This is a genomic window from Bacillus sp. BHET2, from assembly GCF_005938125.1.
GTDB lineage: Bacteria > Bacillota > Bacilli > Bacillales > Bacillaceae_B > Rossellomorea.
Window position 1 is genome coordinate 170457 of the sequence record NZ_VCQN01000004.1, and the last position, 23108, is coordinate 193564.

The following is a 23108-nucleotide window of genomic DNA, read 5'->3' on the forward strand; positions in this document are numbered from 1 at the left end:
CTCGTGCTTTTGGCACAAGGGGCTTTCATCTACTTACTTATTATTCATATCGTTACGAGTGATGATACGATCAATTAATCCATATTCAAGCGCTCTTTCAGCTGTCATGAAGTTATCACGATCTGTATCTTTTGAAATCACTTCAAGTGGTTGGCCAGTGCGGTCAGCCAGAATTTGATTCAGTTTTTCACGAAGGAATAAAATACGCTTCGCTGCGATTTCGATTTCAGTCGCTTGCCCTTGAGCTCCACCAAGTGGTTGGTGAATCATGACTTCAGCATTTGGAAGGGCTAATCGCTTACCTTTTGCGCCTGCTGCAAGAAGGAACGCACCCATTGACGCAGCCATACCGATACAAATCGTTTGTACATCAGGCTTGATGTATTGAATTGTATCGTAGATGGCCATACCTGCCGTGATGCTTCCACCAGGAGAATTTATGTAGATTGAGATATCTTTCTCCGGGTTTTCAGACTCAAGGAAAAGAAGCTGTGCTACAATGGAGTTCGCCACATTATCATCAATGCCGCTTCCAAGCATGATTACACGGTCTTTCAGTAGACGTGAATAAATGTCATACGCACGTTCCCCGCGGTTTGTTTGTTCAATTACTGTAGGAATTAAATTCATCCTCGTTCCTCCTTAGAAATCTTTTTTATTTGTTGGAATTACTTATTCACTTTGTACTGTAATCATACACCCATGGTCAATAAAGGTCAAACTAAACGCTTCCTTTATTACCCTGTATATAAATCCTTTCTACATGATACCCATTCAATCCTTTTTTAAACGGGATGGTGTTTGTAAAGTTTATTGTTGGTAGCTAGGTTAAGTTCCATATTTAATAGTTGATTAGAGGGGATTCGTCTCTGAGAGGAATATAGGGTGAAAACGATGACCGTTCCTTTCCGCTGCAGGCACTTGCTTTCCGGCGGGGAGGAAGTCAAGCCTCCTCGGGCGTTGCCCTGCGGGGTCTCGACCTTTCCTCTATTCCCGCAGGAGTCAAGTGCCTTCCGCTTCAATGCACTCTGTGGTTCTTTATAGAGGGAGATTAATAGTAAAGTAGATACTGATAATGATTAACCTTTCTACAAAGAAATTCCCCATACTTATCTTTTTGAAAATGACATGGACAATAATATCTATTGCAAACAAGCAATATCTGGCTTATAATATATATTCGTGACGGTTATACATTTCATGCCCTCGTGGTGCAACGGATAGCACGTAAGATTCCGGTTCTTGAGATGGGGGTTCGATTCCCTCCGAGGGCGTAGTTAAAAGACTGATATGAAGGTGTTTCTACAAGATTTTAATTTGTGGAAGCACCTTTTTTCGTTCCTGAAATTAAGGGTATTTTAGGTAAGAAAATACCACGAATGCATACTAAAGCTCCTTGTTCTCATAGTAATGGAGATTTCCATCATACACAGGAAAAACACCCTCACTACTTTCAAGTGGAATCTAGAGGATAAGAAAATATAAAAGTCTCCCTCTTTAGATCTCTGCCTTATAAAAAACGATTATCTTAACATAACCTTAGAAGAAATTCCCTAAAAGAAGTTATTTGAAATTTAATATATTGTATAATTATATAATATTCCTATTTTGAAGAAGTGCCGGATCAATTTCCTATATGAACGCTTATGCGTGGAAATTTATTGCTTCGCCCTACACCAGAAGAGTTAGAGAAGAGGAGACTCGTTGATAGCAAGAAGAACAATCTAAAACCGGGAAGGTGGCTTAGTATGAAAGATTTTGTAGCTTTTGACTTTGAAACTGCTAATCGTGCAAGACACAGTATATGCTCAGTCGGAATGGTATTTGTAGAAAATGGAGAAATTGTTGATTCAATTTATCAATTAATCGACCCAGAAGAGGAATTTGATAGGTTTAATATCAGAATACATGGAATTAAACCACAAGATGTTGAAGGCGCGATGACGTTCGATGCTTTCTATCATTCAATCAAGGACAAAATAGAGAATAAGTTGATGATTGCTCATAATCTTTCCTTCGATGGTTACGCTTTGAGGGATAATTTAGCTCGTTATGAAATGAAGCCGGTATACAACCAATTTCTCTGCACATATCAAATGTCCAGAAAAATGGTGAAGGGTCTTCCTGCCTATCAGCTATCGTCTATTTGTACTCATTTTGGAATCGAATTAGATAATCACCATCATGCTGCAGATGATGCTAAAGCATGCGCTCGATTAATGCTAAAGCTAGCAGAAGTGTACAAGCTTACGGACTTTAATTCTCTCTACAATAAGACTCGAATAACACCGGGAGAAATATCCGATGGCGTCTATCGCTCTTCATTAGTAAGTAAATCAGCTAAATAACTCAACTTTCGGAGAACCTTTATCTTATAATGAATGGTATCGAATTGTGGCATCCTCCAGGGTGCTTTTTCATTATCCGTTTTATATTCAATTGAATATAAATATATAAAAGAATATTGTTATGATGGATGGAGAACAGCCACACCATGACAGTTGATTGAAGCGAGCACCTGCAGCGGAAATCAACTACTACTCTCTCCGTAAAAATGTTAAAGAATTACATACATTTAATACACGCCCACCAACTACCAACAAGTTCCCATTAACGAACCACCTATTTTAATGTAGAATAAATAAATGGGAGGTTACGAATTATGAATTTGAAAGCAGGATTATTTCAAACCCAACAATTAAAACTTCAAATGACGCAACAGCTTTCACAAGCGATTACCATCCTCCAATATTCTACGATGGAACTGAATGCTTACTTAGAAGCGAAGCAATTAGAGAATCCCCTCATACAACTGGAAGCACCTAAGCAAGACCATCTTCATCATCGTGACCCTCATACGTATAAGCGGACTGCCGGCAAAAGCCATGACAATACAGTAGATTGGTATGAATATGTATCTGTACCAAAGGGATCGATTTCAGATGCACTAACTTCTCAATTACATTTGAAATCGCTTACTTATTCAGAACGGAAGATAATGGAAGAATTAATATACAGTTTGGATGATAACGGGTACTTAAGGATCGATGAAGAATCGTTTATCAGAAAACACCATCTCGAAAGCAATCAACTAGAACGCTATATTAACAGCTTGCAGCAAATGGAGCCGGCAGGGATTGGAGCCAGGTCATTACAAGAGTGTATATCTCTGCAACTCAAGAAAAGGGCAAACGTTCCATCATTAGTTATGTCGATTGTAGACGATTATTTTCAGGCGCTCGCAGAAAAAAAGTGGAAAAAGATCGCAAAAGATCTGTCCGTTGAGCTAAAAGATATTCAGCAGGCAGCGGATTTCATTCAGCATTGCAATCCGAGACCTGGGTCAACATATTCTCAACATGTTTCGGAGTACATTATCCCTGAACTTGTGGTGAAAGTGCTCAATGATCGGAGGATATCTGTCTCCCTGAATGACGGGACGACAATCAACGTCACCTATAATGAAGAATACACGGATTTTCTGAACCATCATCCCGATAAGGAAGTCCGGTCTTATCTCCAGGAAAAGGAGCAGGACTTCAAGTGGCTGCTGCAAAGCCTAAGGCAAAGAAAGCAAACGATTCTGAAGGTAGGGAAGATGCTTGCTGAAAAGCAGAAAGCATTCTTTTTTAAGGGTCCATCAGCCATTCAGCCCCTGACCTTGAAGCAGGTGGCAGACGAAATCGATGTTCACGAATCCACCATCAGCCGTACCGTAAAAGGTAAGTATATGCAAACCCCTTATGGGATTTTTGAGCTAAAGTATTTCTTTACCTCGGCCATCAAATCGGTCAAGACCGATGATTTAGAAACAGCATCTGCTACCACAGTGAAAAATGAGCTTCAACAGTTGATAAATGAAGAAGATAAGAAAAAGCCCCTTTCAGACCAGAAAATCGTCAATCTACTATTAGATAAAGGCTATGATGTTTCAAGAAGGACAATTGCCAAATACCGTGATCAATTGGGGATCGCTTCTTCTACGATGAGGAAAAGGTATGAATAGAACAGTTTCTGTTGGTGCCTGGGACTAAAACAGTGTTAGGTGCCTGGCACCAGGTTGTGAAAAAGTGTCAGGCACCGGACAGAATCGCCGACAAAACCGACCAAACCAACCTAATATAAAGTGAGGTATGTACATGAACTCTGTTATATTCTACACCCGCACTCAATGCGGACTATGCGAAGACGCAAAAATCACCTTAAAACTACTTCAGGGTGAACTTGGATTCGAAATAACGGAAATCGATATCGATGATAGTGATGATCTTACAGAACGTTTTGGATTGATGATTCCTGTCGTCGAACGAGGCGGAGAGATCCTCCAGTATGGGCAAATTGATTATTTTACGCTTAGCAAGCGTTTACATGATAAAACTCGATAGTTTCTAGTTGTATTACGATTCATACCCTGATAAAATGAACTTTGAAAGCAGGGATGAATTTTTTTGGAGCTGGTGGGACATAATATGTCTATGTGGGACTTTTAAAGTCCATCATACCCACGCACTTCATTTGAAGGAGCTTTTAACTATGGAATCTTTCATTGACATACAAAAGCGATTATTACCTGACCTGCTTGAAGTTATGCAAAAAAGGCATCAAATTCTTCGTTCTATCCGGTTCATGCAGCCTGTCGGACGCAGAAGTCTTGCCCAGAATATGGGCCTGACTGAACGCGTACTGAGAAGCGAAGTGGAGTTCCTGAATAATCAAGATCTCATTGATATCAAAACCTCTGGCATGATCATGACGAAAGAGGGTATTCAGCTTCTAGAAAAGCTTGAAAGCATGATGAGAGAGATTTCAGGAATCAACGCAATGGAACAGGAATTAAAATCTTTACTAAATCTTCATCAAATTGTAATCGTTCCTGGGAATAGTGATGAGTCTCCTTGGGTAAAAGAAGAATTAGGACGTGCATCAGCTTCTAGTATGAAACGTCGCCTGAAAGGAAATACTATCATCGCTGTGACTGGAGGCTCGACGATGGCCGCTGTAGCAGAGATGCTGACACCTGATTTATCCGATGATACCTTGTTTGTTCCTGCACGGGGTGGAATTGGAGAAGACGTTAAAAACCAGGCCAATACGATATGTGCCAAGATGGCTGAGCATACAAAAACGCGTCATCGTGTTTTATATGTGCCCGATCAGGTTAGTAAAGAAGTATATAAGTCCTTCTTGAAGGAACCGATGATTAAAGAAGTTCTGAATCTGATCAAATCGGCAAACATGGTTCTCCATGGAATTGGAGATGCTATCACAATGGCTGAAAGGCGAAAAACCACTGATCAAGACTTTGAAAAGATCACAGATGGTCATGCAGTCGGAGAAGCGTTTGGTTATTATTTTAACGAAGCGGGTGAAGTGGTACATAAGGTGCCGACGATCGGTCTGCAATTAGAGGATTTAAGTCATATCGAGAACGTCATTGCCGTCGCAGGCGGCAGCTCGAAAGCGAAAGCGATTCGGGCGTATATGAAAAGTGCTCCACCGAAAACCGTACTTATCACGGATGAGGGAGCAGCGAGAGAGCTTTTAAAAGGGTAAGCCCTTTTGAAATATAAAAAAATCATCCTTAACATCTAAAGGAGGAAATTATTCATGGCAACAAAAATTGGTATTAATGGATTTGGACGTATCGGACGTAACGTATTCCGTGCTGCGCTTAAAAATAATGACGTAGAGGTAGTAGCAGTTAATGACTTAACTGATGCAAACATGCTTGCTCACCTTTTACAATATGATACAGTTCACGGAACTCTTCAAGAGAAAGTAACTGTTGACGGTGACTACCTTGTAGTTGGCGGTAAGAAAATCAAAGTATTAGCAGAGCGCGATCCTGCTCAACTTGGTTGGGGAGATCTTGGTGTAGATATCGTTGTTGAATCTACTGGACGTTTCACAAAGCGTGCTGACGCTGCGAAACACATCGAAGCTGGTGCGAAGAAAGTAATCATCTCTGCTCCTGCATCAGATGAAGATATCACAGTCGTTATGGGTGTTAACGAAGATAAATATGACGCGGCTAGCCACGATGTTATCTCAAACGCATCTTGTACAACAAACTGCTTAGCGCCATTCGCGAAAGTACTTAACGATAAATTCGGAATCAAACGTGGAATGATGACAACAATCCATTCTTACACAAACGACCAACAAATCTTAGACTTACCACATAAAGATTACCGTCGTGCTCGTGCAGCTGCTGAGAACATGATTCCGACAACGACAGGTGCTGCGAAAGCTGTATCTCTAGTTCTTCCTGAACTTAAAGGGAAACTAAACGGTGGAGCGGTACGTGTTCCAACTCCAAACGTTTCACTAGTAGACTTAGTTGCTGAACTTGACAAGAACGTAACAGCTGAAGACATTAATGCGGCTTTCAAAGAAGCTTCTGAAGGCGATCTTAAAGGAATTCTTGCATACAGCGAAGAGCCTTTAGTATCGACTGATTACAACGGTAGCCCTGCTTCTTCTACAATCGATGCACTTTCTACTATGGTTCTAGAAGATAACATGGTAAAAGTAATCTCTTGGTATGATAACGAGAGCGGATACTCTAACCGTGTAGTTGATCTTGCAGGTTATATCGCTTCAAAAGGACTTTAATTTATAAAGTTTTGTAAATTGACATCATTAGCATGGTGATTGATGGATAAATTTTGTCCCACCATCTATAATGAAGATGTGTTGAAGGGGAGCGGGGAAGATTCCCCTCTCCCTTTTCTTGTTGTATTTCTATTTATTTGAAAAAGATGTAGAAATTAAGAAACTAAAGGAGGCCTTTTACGATGAACAAAAAATCGATCAAAGATGTCGATGTAAGAGGAAAACGCGTATTTTGTCGTGTAGACTTCAACGTACCAATGTCTGAAGGCAAAATTACAGATGAAACTCGTATTCAAGCTGCTCTCCCTACTATCAAGTATTTAGTAGATGGCGGTGCTAAGGTCATTTTAGCGAGTCACTTAGGCCGTCCTAAAGGTGAAGTGGTAGAAGAACTCCGCTTAACACCAGTAGCTGAAAGACTTTCCGACCTTCTTGGGAAAAATGTAGCTAAAGCAGATGAAGCATATGGTGAAGCTGTTCAATCCAAGATCAGCGACATGGCTGAAGGCGACGTCCTTGTATTAGAAAACGTTCGCTTCTATCCTGGTGAAACCAAGAATGATCCTGAGCTTTCAAAAGAATTTGCAGCGCTTGCTGATCTTTATGTGAACGACGCATTCGGTGCTGCACACCGTGCACATGCTTCAACTGAAGGAATTGCGAAGCACCTTCCTGCCGTTTCTGGCCTTCTAATGGAAAAGGAGCTTGATGTTTTAGGAAAAGCGCTTTCCAATCCGGAACGCCCTTTCACAGCCATCGTTGGTGGAGCAAAGGTGAAGGATAAAATTGGTGTCATCGACCACCTATTAGATAAAGTGGACAACCTGATTATTGGTGGGGGACTTGCTTACACATTCGTGAAAGCCCAAGGCCATGAAGTAGGAAAATCCCTTCTTGAAGAAGATAAAATTGATTTAGCGAAGCAATTCATGAAAAAAGCAGAAGACAAAGGCGTTAAATTCCTTATGCCTGTTGATGTAGTCGTTGCTGATGACTTCTCAAATGATGCAAATACAAAGGAAGTGGATATTGATTCAATTCCTTCTGATTGGGAAGCCCTTGATATTGGACCGAAGACGAGAGCTCTATTCCAAGACACGATCAAAAGCTCTAAGCTAGTAATTTGGAACGGGCCGATGGGTGTATTCGAATTAGAAACATTTGCAAATGGAACGAAAGCCGTAGCAGAGGCGTTAGCCGATGCAACAGATACATATTCTGTTATCGGTGGCGGTGACTCTGCAGCAGCCGTTGAGAAATTCGGATATGCTGACAAGATGAGTCATATTTCTACGGGTGGTGGAGCATCACTCGAGTTCATGGAAGGAAAAGAACTTCCTGGAGTAGTCGCTCTTAACGATAAGTAATCGCTTTGTCAAAGACCAACATTTTTGAACAAACCGATAGAAAACAGAAAGGATGAGTATAATGCGTAAACCGATTATTGCAGGTAACTGGAAAATGAACAAAACATTATCAGAAGCAAAAGCCTTTACTGAAGAAGTGCAAGGACTTGTACCTGGTCAAGAGGTTGTCGATTCCGTTATTTGTTCACCAGCCCTATTTTTAGAAAGCCTAGTGAGTTTAACAAAGGATTCAAAAGTGGCAATTGGTGCTCAAAACATGCACTTTGAAGAAAATGGAGCGTTCACAGGGGAAGTTAGTCCTGTAGCCCTTACTGACTTAGGCGTACAATATGTCATCCTTGGACACTCAGAGCGCCGTGAAATGTTTAATGAAACAGACGAGTCAGTGAACAAAAAGACTCTTGCTGCTTTCAAACATGGATTGACGCCGATCGTTTGTGTTGGAGAGACGCTCGATCAACGTGAAAACAATGAAACAAAGGATCTTGTCGGAAATCAAGTGAAAAAAGCACTTGCAGGTCTGACAGAAGATCAAGTGAAACAAACGGTTATTGCCTACGAACCAATCTGGGCAATCGGAACAGGTAAATCGTCTACAGCTGAAGATGCGAACGAAGTATGTGCTCATATTCGTCAAGTTGTTGCAGGAGAATTTTCTGAGACAGTAGCAGAGACAGTAAGAATTCAATACGGCGGTAGTGTAAAACCAGCTAACATAAAAGAATACATGGCTCAATCAGATATCGATGGTGCCCTTGTAGGTGGAGCTAGCCTTGAACCACAAAGTTTCTTGCAGTTGTTAGAGGGAGCAAGTAGCAATGAGTAAGTCACCAGTAGCGTTAATCATCTTAGATGGTTTTGCTTGCCGTAACACAACAGAAGGGAATGCTGTGGCCCAAGCAAACAAACCGAACTTTGATCGCCTGTGGAATCAGTACCCTCACAATCAACTGACAGCAAGTGGCGAAGCTGTAGGGCTTCCCCCAGGTCAGATGGGGAACTCTGAAGTAGGTCATTTAAATATCGGTGCAGGACGCATCGTGTACCAAAGCTTAACACGTGTGAACCTGGCAATCCGTGAAGGTGAATTCGAACAGAATACCACTTTCCTTGATGCCATCAATCACGCGAAGGAAAAAGGCACGAACCTTCATATCTTCGGACTGCTTTCGGATGGCGGAGTGCACAGCCATATCGAGCATCTTTATGCCTTACTTGGTTTAGCGGCCAGAGAAGGAATGAAAGATGTCTACGTCCACGCCTTCCTTGACGGTCGAGACGTCGGCCCTCAAACGGCGAAGAAATATATTGAAAATGCTGAAGCAAAAATGAAAGAAATCGGAGTAGGTCAGTTCGCTACGATATCCGGGCGTTATTACTCAATGGACCGTGATAAGCGTTGGGAACGTGTGGAAAAATCCTACCGTGCAATGGTGTATGGAGAAGGTCCAAGCTACAATGACCCGATTGAACTCGTAAACGATTCATATGAAAAAGGAATCTACGATGAATTCGTACTTCCGTCTGTGATCACGAAGGAAAACGGGGAGCCGGTTGCAACGATTCAAGATGAAGATGCTGTTATCTTCTATAACTTCCGTCCGGACCGTGCTATCCAGATCTCGAATACATTCGCGAATGCAGATTTCCGATCATTCGATCGCGGGGACAAATTCCCGAAAGACCTTCACTTTGTGTGCTTAACACGATTCAGTGAAACAGTTGATGGATTTGTTGCCTTCAAACCAACAAACCTTGATAACACTCTTGGAGAAGTCCTTTCACAAAATGGACTGAAACAATTACGCATTGCCGAAACGGAAAAATATCCTCATGTCACCTTCTTTATGAGTGGTGGACGTGAAGAGGAATTCCCGGGTGAGAAACGGATTCTGATCGATTCTCCTAAAGTGGCAACGTATGACTTGAAGCCTGAAATGAGTGCGTATGAAGTGACGGATGCTTTACTGGAAGAGATTCGCGAAGATCGTCAGGATGCGATTATCCTGAACTTTGCAAACCCGGATATGGTTGGTCACTCAGGCATGCTTGAGCCAACGATTAAAGCAATTGAAACGGTGGATGAATGTCTTGGGAAGATCATTGACCTTATCACCGAAAAAGGTGGTTCAGCCATCATTACAGCGGACCATGGGAATGCGGATGAAGTACTGACTGAAGAAGGTAAGCCTATGACAGCCCACACAACGAACCCAGTTCCTGTCATCGTGACAAAAGAAGGAATTGAGCTTCGTGACGGCGGGAAACTCGGTGACCTGGCCCCAACAATGTTAGATTTATTGAATGTTAATCAACCAGAAGAAATGACTGGAAAATCATTAATTAAAAACTAAGGAGAGATTCTAAATGCCATTTATAACAGACGTATACGCACGTGAAGTATTGGATTCACGCGGAAACCCAACAATCGAAGTAGAAGTTTATACACAATCTGGTGCTTTCGGACGCGCGCTTGTTCCATCTGGAGCATCAACTGGTGAATACGAAGCAGTTGAACTTCGTGACGGTGACAAAGACCGCTACCTTGGTAAAGGGGTACAAAAAGCAGTCGATAACGTAAACAATGAAATCGCTGAAGAACTTATCGGTTACGACATTACTGAGCAAGTAGCAATCGACCAAGCAATGATCGCTCTTGACGGTACAGAAAATAAAGGGAAACTTGGTGCCAATGCAATCCTTGGTGTATCCATGGCTGTTGCACGTGCAGCTGCTGACTTCTTCGGAGTAGAATTATACCAATACCTTGGTGGATTCAACGCGAAACAGCTTCCAGTACCAATGATGAACATCGTTAACGGTGGAGAGCACGCTGACAATAACGTAGACATCCAGGAATTCATGGTTATGCCTGTAGGTGCTCCTACATTCAAAGAAGGCCTTCGTATGGGTGCTGAAATCTTCCATAGCCTGAAATCAGTTCTTAAAGAAAAAGGTTATAACACGGCTGTTGGTGATGAAGGTGGATTCGCTCCAAACCTTAAATCGAATGAAGAAGCACTTTCAACAATCATCGAAGCAATCGAAAATGCTGGATACAAGCCAGGCGAAGAAGTTCTTCTTGCAATGGACGTTGCAGCGTCTGAAATCTACAACAAAGAAGACGGTAAATATCATCTTTCTGGAGAAGGCGTTGTTCGTACTTCAGCAGAAATGGTTGATTGGTACGAAGAAATGTGCAATAAATATCCAATCATCTCGATCGAAGACGGTCTTGACGAAAACGACTGGGATGGTTTCAAACTTCTAACTGATCGTATCGGTACGAAAGTTCAATTAGTAGGGGACGACTTATTCGTTACGAATACGACTAAGCTTTCTCAAGGTATCGAGCAAGGAATCGGTAACTCGATCCTGATCAAAGTGAACCAAATCGGTACACTGACTGAAACATTCGACGCAATTGAAATGGCGAAACGCGCTGGTTACACAGCAGTCATCTCTCACCGTTCTGGTGAAACAGAAGACAGCACAATCGCTGACATTGCTGTAGCAACAAACGCTGGTCAAATCAAGACAGGTGCTCCATCACGCACAGACCGCGTAGCGAAATACAACCAACTACTTCGCATCGAAGACCAATTGGCTCACACAGCTCAATATCTTGGCGCGAAAACATTCTATAACGTAAATCGCTAATATGTAATGATTAGGCAGCCCCGTCTTTAGACGGGGCTGTTTTTTATCTAACGATGTCCATGCTGCGCTTTGGACTCAGAACATTCCAATCTCCATCCAACTCTTTCCACAATTCAAACAATATTACCTTGTCCACTCCATCTTTCCTATGGTAAACTAGTAGTAATGTTATGTTCGTATCAGGAGGTGGGACTCATGCACACAATACTCGTCACTTTACTTATTATCGTATCCATTGCACTTATTGCTCTTGTATTACTTCAATCAGGTAAAAGTGCTGGACTTTCAGGGGCCATCTCTGGTGGTGCAGAACAACTTTTCGGAAAACAAAAAGCGCGTGGTATTGACTTAGTACTTCACAGAATCACAATCGTATTATCAGTACTATTCTTCGTACTAACCATTGCTATCGTAGCTATCTAATACGGACAAAAACCTGATCATTAAGGTCAGGTTTTTTTATTTAAATAGATTCCTGCTTTCTTCAACCATTTAAAGAGCTGCGGTTATGGATTAGCAAAATCGACAGTTTCTTTCTTCTCTAGCTCATTAATAATAGGGGTGAGAAACTGAATATGCTGTTTACCAATATCTATTTTTCGACAAAAGGCTCAAAAAGATTGAAAACCGGCTCATAAAAGAGTGTGGACCTTTATAAAGTCTTCATGTGGATCATTAGGGGAGATATGTCAGCTGAAAATGGAACAGGTTTAACTTATTTATATCAAAATCAAGTAAAAATTGAAGATAATCTGTACAAAATCAGAAGAACCCTTCCTTTCAGGGGATTCAAATATGTCAGAATAACGATTCAATTAAGTGAGTGCTAAGTGAAGATTAATTGCAACAACCTTTGCAAAAACAGTCTTTAACCAAACATTTTCAAGCGAAATATTGGATTGTCTGACCAATGTTTGCTAAAAATAAAGATGAAGAGTGAACTAAACGATCGTTTAATAGAAAGAAGCCTATGTTATCAAGCTTCTTAGTTCCTAATCAAACGTTTGTTTAACCAAAAAACAATGAAAATCCGAATACATACCAAAAACATTTAAACAACTGTTTAACATGATTGAGCCCGTTAAATTGAGCTTTCTACTAGTTAATCAAACGTTTGTTTAAAATGAGCTAAAGGAGTCACTAGATATGAAAACTGTATTACCCAAACCATTTACATTTGAAGCAGGCCCACGTGCCGTTCTTTTGCTGCACGGATTCACTGGGAACTCAGCTGACGTCCGGATGCTCGGACGTTTCCTTGAGAAGAAAGGCTATTCAACCCATGCCCCTCACTATAAAGGACATGGTGTCCCACCTGAAGAATTAGTCCATACTGGACCTGTTGATTGGTGGCAGGATGTCATGGACGGCTATGAGCATTTAAAGAGTAAGGGATACGAAGAGATCGCTGTAGCCGGGCTCTCGCTGGGAGGGGTATTTTCTCTTAAATTAGGTTACACTGTACCTGTAAAGGGTATTGTCCCTATGTGTGCGCCTATGTATATAAAAAGTGAAGAAATCATGTATAAAGGGGTAGTAGACTACGCCCGTGAATTTAAGAAATTTGAAGGAAAACAAGAAGAGCAAATTGAAAAAGAAATAGAAGAGTTCAAGAAAACACCGATGAATACATTGCAGGCCCTGCAAAAATTGATTGCGGATGTCCGTGAAAACGTGGACATGATCTATTCACCGACGTTTGTGGTACAGGCAAGACATGACCATATGATCAATACGGATTCTGCGAATATCATTTATGATAACGTTGAGTCCGACGATAAAGAGATTAAGTGGTACGAAGAGTCTGGTCATGTCATTACATTAGATAAAGAAAAAGAACAGCTTCATGAAGACGTCTACGATTTCTTAGAGAAATTGGATTGGACGGTTTGATGAATTCGATGATCAGGAGGGATTATCATGGACGAAAATATTAAAGAGCATGTGGATAGGCTCCTTTCCTACATGAAGGAAGAAGCATATAAGCCATTGACGGTACAAGAGTTAGAAGAAGCATTCGGAATTGAAGGATCTACGAACTTCAAGGATTTTGTAAAGGCTCTTGTCGTAATGGAAGAGAAAGGGTTGGTTGTGCGCACAAGAAGCAATCGCTACGGCCTGCCTGAGAAAATGAATCTGGTAAGAGGGAAAATATCTGCACATGCAAAAGGATTTGCGTTTGTGATACCTGAAGAATCCGGAATGGATGACATTTTCATCCCTCCGAATGAAACAAATAACGCCATGCATGGTGATATTGTATTAGTGAGAGTTTCTACATCTTCTTCAGGTTCACGACGAGAAGGAACCGTAGTACGCATAGTAGAACGTGGAGTAGACCAAATGGTTGGTACGTTCACTGAGAGTAAACATTTCGGCTTCGTTATTCCGGATGATAAGAAGTTTGCCAGTGATATCTTTATCCCTAAGTCAGCCCAAATGGGTGCCACCGAAGGACATAAGGTTGTCGTGAAATTAACCTCCTATCCTGAAGGACGCAAAAGTGCAGAGGGTGAGGTCATCGAAATACTTGGTCATAAAAATGATCCGGGAGTCGATATTCTATCCATCATCCATAAACACGGGATCACCGTTGAATTCCCGGAAGAAGTAATGGAGCAGGCGAATAACGTACCAAGTGAAATCGATGAATCAGAAATTCCGAACCGGAAAGATCTTCGTAACCAGACGATCGTTACAATTGATGGGGCAGATGCAAAAGATCTGGATGACGCCGTGACGGTTACGAAACTCGACAATGGAAACTATAAGCTTGGGGTACATATTGCTGACGTCACCCATTATGTCACTGAAAGCTCTCCTATCGATCAAGAAGCATTTGACAGAGGTACCTCTGTCTACCTGGTAGACCGTGTGATTCCAATGATCCCCCATCGACTGTCTAACGGGATTTGTTCTTTGAATCCTCAAGTGGATCGCTTAACTCTTTCATGTGATATGGAAATTTCACCTGAAGGGGAAGTAGTCAAACACGAGATATTCCAAAGTGTCATTAAGACGACGGAAAGAATGACGTATTCAGACGTGAACAAGATTCTTGTCGATAAAGATGAAGAACTCCGCGGGAAATATGAGCCATTGGTGCCAATGTTCGAGGAAATGGAAGACTTAGCCCAGGTTCTCCGTACGAAACGGATGAAGCGAGGAGCTATCGATTTTGATTTCAAAGAAGCGAAAGTGCTTGTCGATGAAGAAGGCACACCTACGGAAGTCGTCCTCCGTGAAAGGTCAGTTGCAGAAAAGTTGATTGAAGAGTTCATGCTGGTGGCTAACGAGACGGTTGCAGAGCATTTTCACTGGATGGAAGTTCCGTTTATTTATCGTATCCATGAAGATCCGAAAGAAGACAAGCTCCAACGTTTCTTTGAGTTCATTACAAATTTCGGCCTAATCGTAAAAGGCACATCCAATTCAATTCATCCTCGAGCGCTTCAGGAAATTGTTGAAGATGTTCAGGGAGAACCGGAAGAAATGGTCGTTTCGACGATGATGCTCCGTTCCATGCAGCAGGCGAAATATGATCCTGAAAGCCTGGGTCACTTCGGACTTGCCACAGAGTTCTATACTCATTTCACATCACCGATTCGCCGTTACCCTGACTTGATTGTTCACCGATTGATCAGAACTTACCTGATTGAAGGAAAGATTGATCAAGCCACCCGTGATAAGTGGGGAGCCCAAATGGGCAACATTGCACAGCATACGTCAAGCCGTGAGCGCCGTGCAGTGGATGCGGAGCGTGAGACCGATGAGTTGAAAAAAGCAGAGTACATGGAAGATAAGGTAGGCGAGGAATACGACGGGATCATCAGTTCCGTAACGAATTTCGGACTGTTCGTCGAATTGCCGAATACCATTGAAGGTCTTGTCCATGTGAGCTATATGACCGATGATTACTACCGGTTTGATGAGCGTCACCTTGCTATGATAGGGGAAAGAACCGCTAACGTATTCCGGATTGGAGACGAAATCACGATTCGTGTCGTGAGTGTCAACAAAGATGAACGTGCCATCGATTTTGAAATCGTAGGAATGAAGAATAATCGCAAGGAGCGTGAAGGTCGCGTTCGCTCAGTTCAGTCCGACAAGGGGAAATCAGACCGGTCGAATTCAAATCGATCATCATCCCGTAAAAAGGATGGAGAGTGGTCAACACGCCCACCTAAAAATAACAAGAAGAAAAAAACGAATAAAAAACATTTTGAAAATGCACCTAGGAGCAAGCGTAAAAAGAAGAAATAACAGATCAGGAGCATTGGGACATCCTTTGCTCCTTTTCTTTTCCAAGTGTCCCAATACAATTTTTCTTCAATATATGAGATAATAATAACTAAACGAATGGAAAGTAACTAGGGGGATTCCAATGCCAAAGGGAGAAGGCAAACTTATTGCCCAAAATAAGAAGGCACGTCATGACTATGCCGTAGAAGAAACCTATGAGGCAGGACTTGTGCTTCAAGGAACAGAGATTAAAGCGATCCGAGGAGGCCGCGTAAACTTAAAGGATTCCTTTGCCCGTGTTCAAAATGGAGAAATATTCATACACAATATGCATATCAGCCCATACGAGCAAGGAAATCGGTTTAATCACGAACCACTAAGAACACGTAAGTTGCTTCTTCACCGTAAACAGATCAATAAGCTAATCGGTGATTCCAAAGAAGCAGGGTATTCCATCGTACCATTGAAGATGTATATCAAGAATGGTGTGGCGAAGCTTCTGATCGGTCTTGCTCGTGGTAAGAAGAAATATGATAAACGGGAAGATCTGAAGCGAAAAGAAGCGAACCGTTCCATTCAAAGAGAACTGGCTCAGCGTCAAAAAGGAATGTAACGCTACAGATTTCCGGAATATGGCATTTGCAATTATCTCTGGATTTGTTATACTAGTAGATGTCGCGATGATATTGCGACTGTAAGGACAATTGAATAAGTGACTTACACGCTGAACTTATTCTTTCCCGTTCTTCCCTTTCTATCATGGGGACGTTACGGATTCGACAGGGATAGTTCGAGCTTAGGTCGCGAGCCGTAGGGATCGTCTACGTTAAAACGTCAAAGCCAATATAACTGGCAAAACTAACAATAACCTAGCTTTAGCTGCATAATAGCACTTTAGCTGTTCCTCCCTCCATCGCCTATGTGGTAGGGTAAGGGACTCACTCTTAGTAGGCTACGCCGGAGTCCACCGTCTGAGGACAAAGGAAGAGATCAATCAGACTAGCTACACGGACGCCCGTCGATAGGCAGAAGCTGTAGCGAACTTGCGAATATATCGACTACGCTCGTAGACGCTTAAGTGGCGATGTTTCTGGACGTGGGTTCGATTAGTTAATAGTCGCCTTATGTGGTAACACGTAAGTGAAAATTTGGCTTTATCGGTGAAACCTAAGTCACACATTGTGTGATATGGCAATGCCGAGCGGTATGTGGAGCAATCCAACAGCCGTGTATCGACTTATAGACTGCCGAAACTCGGTAGTACTAGGATGCGGAATCCTATCTGAATTTAGATAAATATATATTTCGCATAAGACGCCAAAGGACCTAAAACTACAAGGTTCAAGATATAGTCAGTGCCATGTCGAAAGCATGGAATTGCACGTCCCACCGTCTCCACCAAATACATATTTGGTGGTTTTTTATTTTGTGTAACAAAATTGTTCAAATTAAAGCGATGTATTTGCAGTAATGCAAAACATGGCTTTTTTTCGTATGGATTTAGAGTTTTAAAAGAAAATACTTTTGATAAATAGTGATTAAAATTCAAAAAACTTATCCTCAAAAGCTAATTTTTGTTTTAGCATATCTACACTGTACTTTCCATTTCTAATCGTTACACGATCATAATGTTTGAGGATCCAGGCAGCGCGTTTTCTTTTTTTCTGTACTCTCAAAAAAGGAAGAGTGTAATTTAATGTATCTAAAACTTGTTTTTTAGTCTTTATAGATAGTGTAAATGAATTTTGGTGACGGTCTGGGTGGTAGTTTTTCTTTTTAGTGATGTGTCCGTTTGTTAGCATTTTGAGGTATTCCAAAAGTTCAAGATCTGTAGAGGCAACAGTGATACATGGGCGTCTATGTTCTTTTTCATGCAACCGAGTTAATGTTATAGAACCTTCTCCATCAATAATCCCTGCTAAATACGCTGCTTCCCAATCCTTCATCATTTACAACTCCTAATTGTTAATATTCGGACAGTCCCTAGTTAACTATACCTTCTTTATATTAATGAATAACCTGAAAAAAGTCCTTCAAAAAGACAGTGTTGTTTCTAAGGCTAGGTTTAGGAAGGAATTGTGAGATAAAGCAAATGGTTTCCTAAAATAGAATTCTCCTAGATTAAAAGAAAGGCCATCAACCCGTTATGGATTAGAGTAAAAGGGTATAAGATAGCAAATTTTCAACAAAATAATTTCAAAATGATGATGATAATTAGAATATCCCGCTTATTTTTATTTTTGCATTGTATTTGCACATTTTCTGGGTATTGTATTATAACACTAATATAAAAGGAGATGATTTTTTTGTTAGATCTAATCGGGGAATCAGCCAAGACCTCCCTGGGGTACTTTTGGAAATCGGGATGGGCATTTGTCCTGGGTTATTTGATTAGCTCTATGATCCAAGCATTTGTCCAAAAGGATAAGATGGTGAAGTACATGGGAAATCCTAGCTTGAAATCAGTGGGATTATCCTCACTTTTCGGTGCGATCAGTTCCTCTTGTTCCTTTGCGGCACTGGCTGCTGGAAGGAATTTATTTAAGAAAGGAGCCCATTTCATACCTACACTTGCCTTTTTATTTGCATCAACAAATTTGGTGATAGAGTTAGGGATCCTTATTTACATCTTTCTCGGCTGGCAGTTTGTTGTAGCGGAAATGATTGGCGGTATCGCACTCATACTGATTACGTGGGTTTTAGTGAAAGTCACTTTCCCGAAAAAATTAGTGGAAGAAGCGAGAGAACATGTGGATGATGGGGATGAAGAAAACGAAGAATTTGATTGGAAAGAGAAGATAAGATCCAAAGAAGGTTGGCTCCAAGTCGGCCATGAATTCGTCATGAACTGGAAGATGGTATGGAAGGAAATTACGATTGGGTTCACGATTGCCGGCATGATGGCTACGTTTGTATCAAAAGACACATGGAAAAGCTTCTTTCTCGCAGATCATCCTGACTCGTTCTTAAAGGTATTGGAGAACGCACTCATAGGTCCACTGGTTGCCATGCTTACTTTTATTGGATCGATGGGGAATATTCCGATATCCACGATATTAGCCTCAAGTGGAGTAGCATTCGCAGGCATCATGGCATTTATTTATTCAGATTTGGTTGTTCCGCCTATTATAGCCGTTCATAAAAAATATTATGGACTCAAAACGGCCCTTTACATTGCAGGCGTATTTTATGTCTCCATTATTTTAACCGCTTTAGGGATGCATTATGGTTTTACAGCGATCGGGCTGCTTCCTGAGGATGCGAAGCAAGTGATGAACGAAAATCCTTTCAAAATAGACTATACGTTCTGGCTGAATATCGTCTTTGTGATGGTGGCTGGTGTGTCCATCTATTTAAATAGATTATTTAAAGAGTCGGATGTGAAGGTTCCGATGATGATGATGGAAGGGGATTCGAAGTTTAAGACCATTTTTACTTACTTGTGTTTACTATATCTAGCGATAGGGACAATCATTTTTATTATGTAGTATCTCTCACTTCCCGATAAAGATTGTTTCATCACTTTTGGACGATTATTATTGCGTTTTAGAGTTTAGAGAAAGAGTTGAAATTATTCTTTATTCCCATAAAATATGCACAACCTTTGCAAATGAAAATATACTTTCTACCATTCATAAAAATGTTATTTATCCGTTTATTGGTAGAATTACTGGATATAGTAATGAGGTAACCAATAACTTAAATACTAGGAGGAATATAAAATGTCACACGAAAAGTACCAATCCGCGATCAAAGCACTGCACGAATGTATGGAGGCTTGTAATCACTGTTTCGATGCTTGTCTAAAGGAAGAAGATATTAACATGATGAAAGAGTGTATTAGGTTAGATCGTGAATGTGCGGATATTTGTGCATACTTAGAACAATCACTAGTAAGGGGAACACCATTTGCGTCTGAACTGGCCCAAGTGTGTGCGAAGATTTGTGAAACATGTGGAGAAGAATGTAAGAAGCATGATCATGATCATTGTCAAAAATGTGCCGATGCTTGCTTCAATTGTGCAGAAGAGTGTAAAAAAATAGCGTAAACAAAGAAAAGTGGTGGCAATTCGATTGTCTCCACTTTTTTTAAATGTAATGGTTTCCTAATAGCCTATTTCATTATCTTTCCTTCATCTACAATTTCATCCCATGTTCCGCCATTATCAGTCGTGGTATATATATCATTGTCGTATGTCACGATTGTCCACTCACCTGAATGAGTAAGGTTAGATGAAATGTACATAATTGGATTATTTTGAGATAAATCTGGAGTAGGATAGGGCTGAATCTGATTTGAATTAAGCTTTAGCTCATATAATTGTATTTTTCCTTCTTCAATACTGGCGAAAAGCCCTTTCTTTTCAGTTAAATAAATACTTGTTGTAGCCTTAGTATTATCCACCTTTTTAAAGGAGTCGCCACTATCCTGTGATACAAATACGCCATCCTTACTGGAAATAGCCAGCATTTCTTTATTGGAAGGATGGACGGCAATATTTCCGATCGAAGTAGAATCGAATCCCTTCATATCGCTCTTTTCCCAATTTTTCCCCTCATCCATCGTTCGATAGAGTCCAGTATCCAGTTTCGAATTGGGCTCTTGATTAAGGGCATATATGACCTTTGATTGGTAGCCGGCTGCGAGATAATGGAAGTCTGTTTCTCCATAGAATGCCAACTTGTCCAATGACTTGCCTCCATCAGTACTCTTGACTAATCCCAGAGGGTTTTCTAAATCTGACCCTTCTTCGGGATGTCCACTGGAATAGAATCCATCTTTATAAGATTGAAATCCCATATAATCATGCTTTTGACTATTCGCTTCGTACCAGGTAGAATCTTTGTATTTCATTAATCCATCATGAGTGGCAATGAATAATTCTTCTTTATTGTTTGGATATCCAATTCCATGAATGTGGTCGATAGTCGTATTTTTTGCTTCAGTAAATGTATATTTTGTATCTTGAGAGCACCCTGATGCTATGATCCCAAAAGAAGTTATTAGTGATACCAATCTCAACCTTTTCATCGTTTCTCCTGCTTTCCATTTAAATTTTCCATTGGTATCCGATGCCCCAAATGGTCTTTAAGTGGTCTTCGATCGGGAAACCGGCTCTTTTAATTTTATCTCTTAGGTTGCGGATATGGGAATCAACGGTTCTGATATCGGTTTTGGAATTGATATCCCACACCATTAGAAGGAGTTGTTCACGAGTGTAAACACGCTCTGTATTTTTCATTAAGGAATGGAGAATGCTATATTCTTTTAACGTGAGGGACAGGATATCATTTTTATATTTTAACGTGTAGGAATACCCATCTAACGTGAATGAACCCCTGTTCAGGTGGAGATCATCTTCTATCTGATCAAATCGTTTATTTCTTCTGAAAAGGGCATTTACCCGTGCGACAAGTTCTTCTTCGTCAAACGGTTTCGTGATATAGTCATCTGCTCCCACGTTTAAACCTTTCACGATATCATCTTTATCTCCCCTGGCTGTTAACATGATTATGGGGACATGTGAAAACGCCCTGATTTTTTCACATGTCTGCCAACCATTTAATTCTGGCATCATGATGTCTAATATGACCAATTCAATCGAATGATCTTTCATATACTGTATGGCGTCATAACCATTATTCTTCTTCTCGCATTGATACCCGTGAGGAGTAAGGTAAAGCTCTAACAGATTTAACATTCTTGATTCATCATCAATTAATAAAATCGTATTCACTAGTCAAACCTCCAAATATTAAAGTATGATTTTAATCGATGTTCCGTTACCCACTTCACTTTCAATAGAAATATAGCCACCATGCGCTTCTACCAATTCTTTCACAATCGCTAACCCTAGACCCGAACCACCCAATTCCCTAGAACGTGATTTCTCTACTCGATACAGCCTGTTAAATACAAGAGGAAGCTCATCTGGTGGAATGCCCATTCCTTGATCGTGAATTGTAAGGACCACTTTATCTGCCTCATTTTGTTCAATGGTGACAGTGGTCGTTGAACTAGCTTTCGAGTATTTCAGGGAATTATCTAACAAGTTCATGATGATTTGTTCCAGACGTATAGGATCTGCCTGGAATGAAAATTCGTCGTTGATAGATAAGACGAGGTGTATTCCCTGACTTTTAAAAGCAGGAGTGAATCTGCTGACAATCTTCTGGAAAAATGGGGTGGAGACGATTGTTTCCATATGAATAGAGAAATTGTTTTCATCAATCTTCGCCAGATCAAATAAATTTTCGATTAATTTTACAAGGGTTTTAGATTCTTCTTGGATAATCTTTAAATGTTCCTTCCTTTCAATCTCTAAAATGTCACTTCGAAGTGCGACATTCGTATACCCTTGGATGTATGTAAGAGGTGTTCTGAGCTCGTGAGAAATATTGGCCAAAAATTCATTGCGGTCATTTTGAATCGTTTCTAAATCATTGGCTAATGTTTGGATAGAAATGGAAAGATCCCCAAGCTCATCCTTCCCCAGTAAAGGAAGCTTCACCTCAAAGTTTCCTTTACTCAATTCCTCAGTAGCCTGCTTCATTTTGATTAATGGACGGGTCAACATTTTCGATAGCAGAAAATGGATACAAGCCAATATTATGAGGCTCATAATTCCTGCCAAAAGAAAATGTCCATTTAATTTACTGATTAAATTCCGTAATGGAGAGGCGCTCTTGAACATATAAACATATCCTTCATTGCCATCTTTTTTAAAAGATGTAACGGTAGCTAAATAGTTCACGTCCCTCCAGTTTGCTTCGATGACCCTTCCTTCACGGGGGAAGGATTCGGGGCTGTCATTTATTAATTCACTCATTCCATCCGTTAATTTCTTTGAGCTGATAATGACGTGATGATTCTTATCTGTGATCACGACTTCCGTTTCTGTTTTGGATTCCATGAGGGCGATATGATGCAGGGTCGTTTTGGAATAACGGTCTTCCAGTACATCACGATGGCTGTTACCTCGGGATAGAATTGATTGAAACTCCTCTTGTATCCTGGAATCAATAATATTGTCATGGAGGTAAAGCATCAATAGCCCTTCCATGATGAATACCGCAAGCGTAAAGTAGGCAGCTAACTTTGTTGAAATTTTATTCATAGTGGATACCTCATTTTGGGATTTTCTTTCTCTAGTTTACCGTGAAAATATGAAAAAAGTATGCACAAAGGTACGTTTAAGGCGTTTTCATCACATACAAGAATTC

The 23108-nt window shown here is 40.8% G+C and carries 20 protein-coding genes, 1 tRNA gene and 1 other RNA gene; 17 read left to right on the forward strand and 5 right to left on the reverse strand.

Annotation, left to right across the window (positions count from 1 at the left end):
• Window positions 1–33: 33 nt before the first annotated feature.
• Window positions 34–630 (reverse strand): ATP-dependent Clp endopeptidase proteolytic subunit ClpP, encoded by a 597-nt coding sequence (gene clpP / locus FGG79_RS16000; protein WP_098352025.1) that lies wholly within the window; start codon window positions 628–630, stop codon window positions 34–36.
• Between the two features lie 572 nt (window positions 631–1202).
• Here clpP and FGG79_RS16005 point away from each other — a divergent pair.
• The 15 genes from FGG79_RS16005 (at window position 1203) to ssrA (ending at window position 16993) form a co-directional block, all read left to right on the forward strand.
• A tRNA-Arg gene (locus FGG79_RS16005) sits at window positions 1203–1274 on the forward strand.
• Window positions 1275–1748: 474 nt separating this feature from the next.
• Window positions 1749–2348: a 3'-5' exonuclease gene (locus tag FGG79_RS16010; RefSeq protein ID WP_138780146.1), complete on the forward strand. Its 600-nt coding sequence runs from the start codon at window positions 1749–1751 to the stop codon at window positions 2346–2348.
• A gap of 314 nt (window positions 2349–2662) precedes the next feature.
• A complete protein-coding gene (gene rpoN / locus FGG79_RS16015; protein ID WP_138780148.1) occupies window positions 2663–4006 on the forward strand; it encodes an RNA polymerase factor sigma-54 in 1344 nt (447 codons plus the stop codon).
• 133 nt (window positions 4007–4139) lie between these two features.
• Window positions 4140–4385, forward strand: coding sequence for a glutaredoxin family protein (locus FGG79_RS16020; RefSeq protein WP_138780150.1), 246 nt, complete (start codon window positions 4140–4142; stop codon window positions 4383–4385).
• A 148-nt stretch (window positions 4386–4533) separates the two neighbouring features.
• Entirely contained in the window at window positions 4534–5553 is a 1020-nt protein-coding gene (locus FGG79_RS16025; protein WP_138780152.1) for a sugar-binding transcriptional regulator, read from the forward strand.
• Between the two features lie 54 nt (window positions 5554–5607).
• Window positions 5608–6615, forward strand: coding sequence for a type I glyceraldehyde-3-phosphate dehydrogenase (gap, locus tag FGG79_RS16030; RefSeq protein ID WP_060672583.1), 1008 nt, complete (start codon window positions 5608–5610; stop codon window positions 6613–6615).
• A 182-nt stretch (window positions 6616–6797) separates the two neighbouring features.
• On the forward strand, window positions 6798–7982 hold the full coding sequence (locus FGG79_RS16035; protein ID WP_138780154.1) for a phosphoglycerate kinase: 1185 nt from the start codon (window positions 6798–6800) through the stop codon (window positions 7980–7982).
• Between the two features lie 61 nt (window positions 7983–8043).
• The gene (gene tpiA / locus FGG79_RS16040; RefSeq protein ID WP_138780156.1) at window positions 8044–8808 is read left to right on the forward strand and encodes a triose-phosphate isomerase; all 765 of its coding nucleotides are present in this window, start codon (window positions 8044–8046) and stop codon (window positions 8806–8808) included.
• The gene (gene gpmI, locus FGG79_RS16045; RefSeq protein WP_138780158.1) at window positions 8801–10336 is read left to right on the forward strand and encodes a 2,3-bisphosphoglycerate-independent phosphoglycerate mutase; all 1536 of its coding nucleotides are present in this window, start codon (window positions 8801–8803) and stop codon (window positions 10334–10336) included. The genes tpiA and gpmI overlap by 8 nt, the downstream gene beginning before the upstream one ends.
• Before the next feature lie 13 nt (window positions 10337–10349).
• Window positions 10350–11642, forward strand: a complete 1293-nt coding sequence (eno, locus tag FGG79_RS16050; protein WP_138780160.1) for a phosphopyruvate hydratase — start codon at window positions 10350–10352, stop codon at window positions 11640–11642.
• Between the two features lie 195 nt (window positions 11643–11837).
• Window positions 11838–12065 carry a preprotein translocase subunit SecG gene (gene secG / locus FGG79_RS16055; protein ID WP_060672588.1) on the forward strand — a complete coding sequence of 76 codons (228 nt, stop codon included), beginning with the start codon at window positions 11838–11840 and terminating at the stop codon, window positions 12063–12065.
• A gap of 723 nt (window positions 12066–12788) precedes the next feature.
• Window positions 12789–13535: an alpha/beta hydrolase gene (locus FGG79_RS16060; RefSeq protein ID WP_138780162.1), complete on the forward strand. Its 747-nt coding sequence runs from the start codon at window positions 12789–12791 to the stop codon at window positions 13533–13535.
• Between the two features lie 27 nt (window positions 13536–13562).
• Window positions 13563–15905 carry a ribonuclease R gene (rnr, locus tag FGG79_RS16065; protein ID WP_138780164.1) on the forward strand — a complete coding sequence of 781 codons (2343 nt, stop codon included), beginning with the start codon at window positions 13563–13565 and terminating at the stop codon, window positions 15903–15905.
• A 121-nt stretch (window positions 15906–16026) separates the two neighbouring features.
• A complete protein-coding gene (gene smpB, locus FGG79_RS16070) occupies window positions 16027–16497 on the forward strand; it encodes an SsrA-binding protein SmpB (RefSeq protein WP_138780166.1) in 471 nt (156 codons plus the stop codon).
• A gap of 156 nt (window positions 16498–16653) precedes the next feature.
• Window positions 16654–16993: a transfer-messenger RNA gene (gene ssrA, locus FGG79_RS16075) on the forward strand.
• A 429-nt stretch (window positions 16994–17422) separates the two neighbouring features.
• Here ssrA and FGG79_RS16080 read toward each other — a convergent pair.
• Complete coding sequence (locus FGG79_RS16080; RefSeq protein ID WP_138780169.1) at window positions 17423–17830, reverse strand: LAGLIDADG family homing endonuclease; 408 nt, start codon at window positions 17828–17830, stop codon at window positions 17423–17425.
• Window positions 17831–18190: 360 nt separating this feature from the next.
• Between FGG79_RS16080 and FGG79_RS16085 the strand changes: the two genes are divergently transcribed.
• Both FGG79_RS16085 and FGG79_RS16090 read left to right on the forward strand, forming a co-directional pair.
• A complete protein-coding gene (locus tag FGG79_RS16085; RefSeq protein WP_205688832.1) occupies window positions 18191–19372 on the forward strand; it encodes a permease in 1182 nt (393 codons plus the stop codon).
• Window positions 19373–19606: 234 nt separating this feature from the next.
• Window positions 19607–19933, forward strand: coding sequence for a four-helix bundle copper-binding protein (locus tag FGG79_RS16090; protein WP_138780173.1), 327 nt, complete (start codon window positions 19607–19609; stop codon window positions 19931–19933).
• A gap of 65 nt (window positions 19934–19998) precedes the next feature.
• On the opposite strand, the gene FGG79_RS16095 is transcribed toward FGG79_RS16090, so the two are convergent.
• Genes FGG79_RS16095 through FGG79_RS16105 form a run of 3 tightly spaced genes read right to left on the reverse strand, consistent with a single transcriptional unit; the run spans window position 19999 to window position 23002 of the window.
• On the reverse strand, window positions 19999–20916 hold the full coding sequence (locus tag FGG79_RS16095; RefSeq protein WP_138780175.1) for a F510_1955 family glycosylhydrolase: 918 nt from the start codon (window positions 20914–20916) through the stop codon (window positions 19999–20001).
• A 19-nt stretch (window positions 20917–20935) separates the two neighbouring features.
• Entirely contained in the window at window positions 20936–21622 is a 687-nt protein-coding gene (locus FGG79_RS16100) for a response regulator transcription factor (RefSeq protein ID WP_138780176.1), read from the reverse strand.
• An 18-nt stretch (window positions 21623–21640) separates the two neighbouring features.
• Window positions 21641–23002, reverse strand: a complete 1362-nt coding sequence (locus FGG79_RS16105) for a sensor histidine kinase (RefSeq protein ID WP_138780179.1) — start codon at window positions 23000–23002, stop codon at window positions 21641–21643.
• Window positions 23003–23108: the final 106 nt, after the last annotated feature.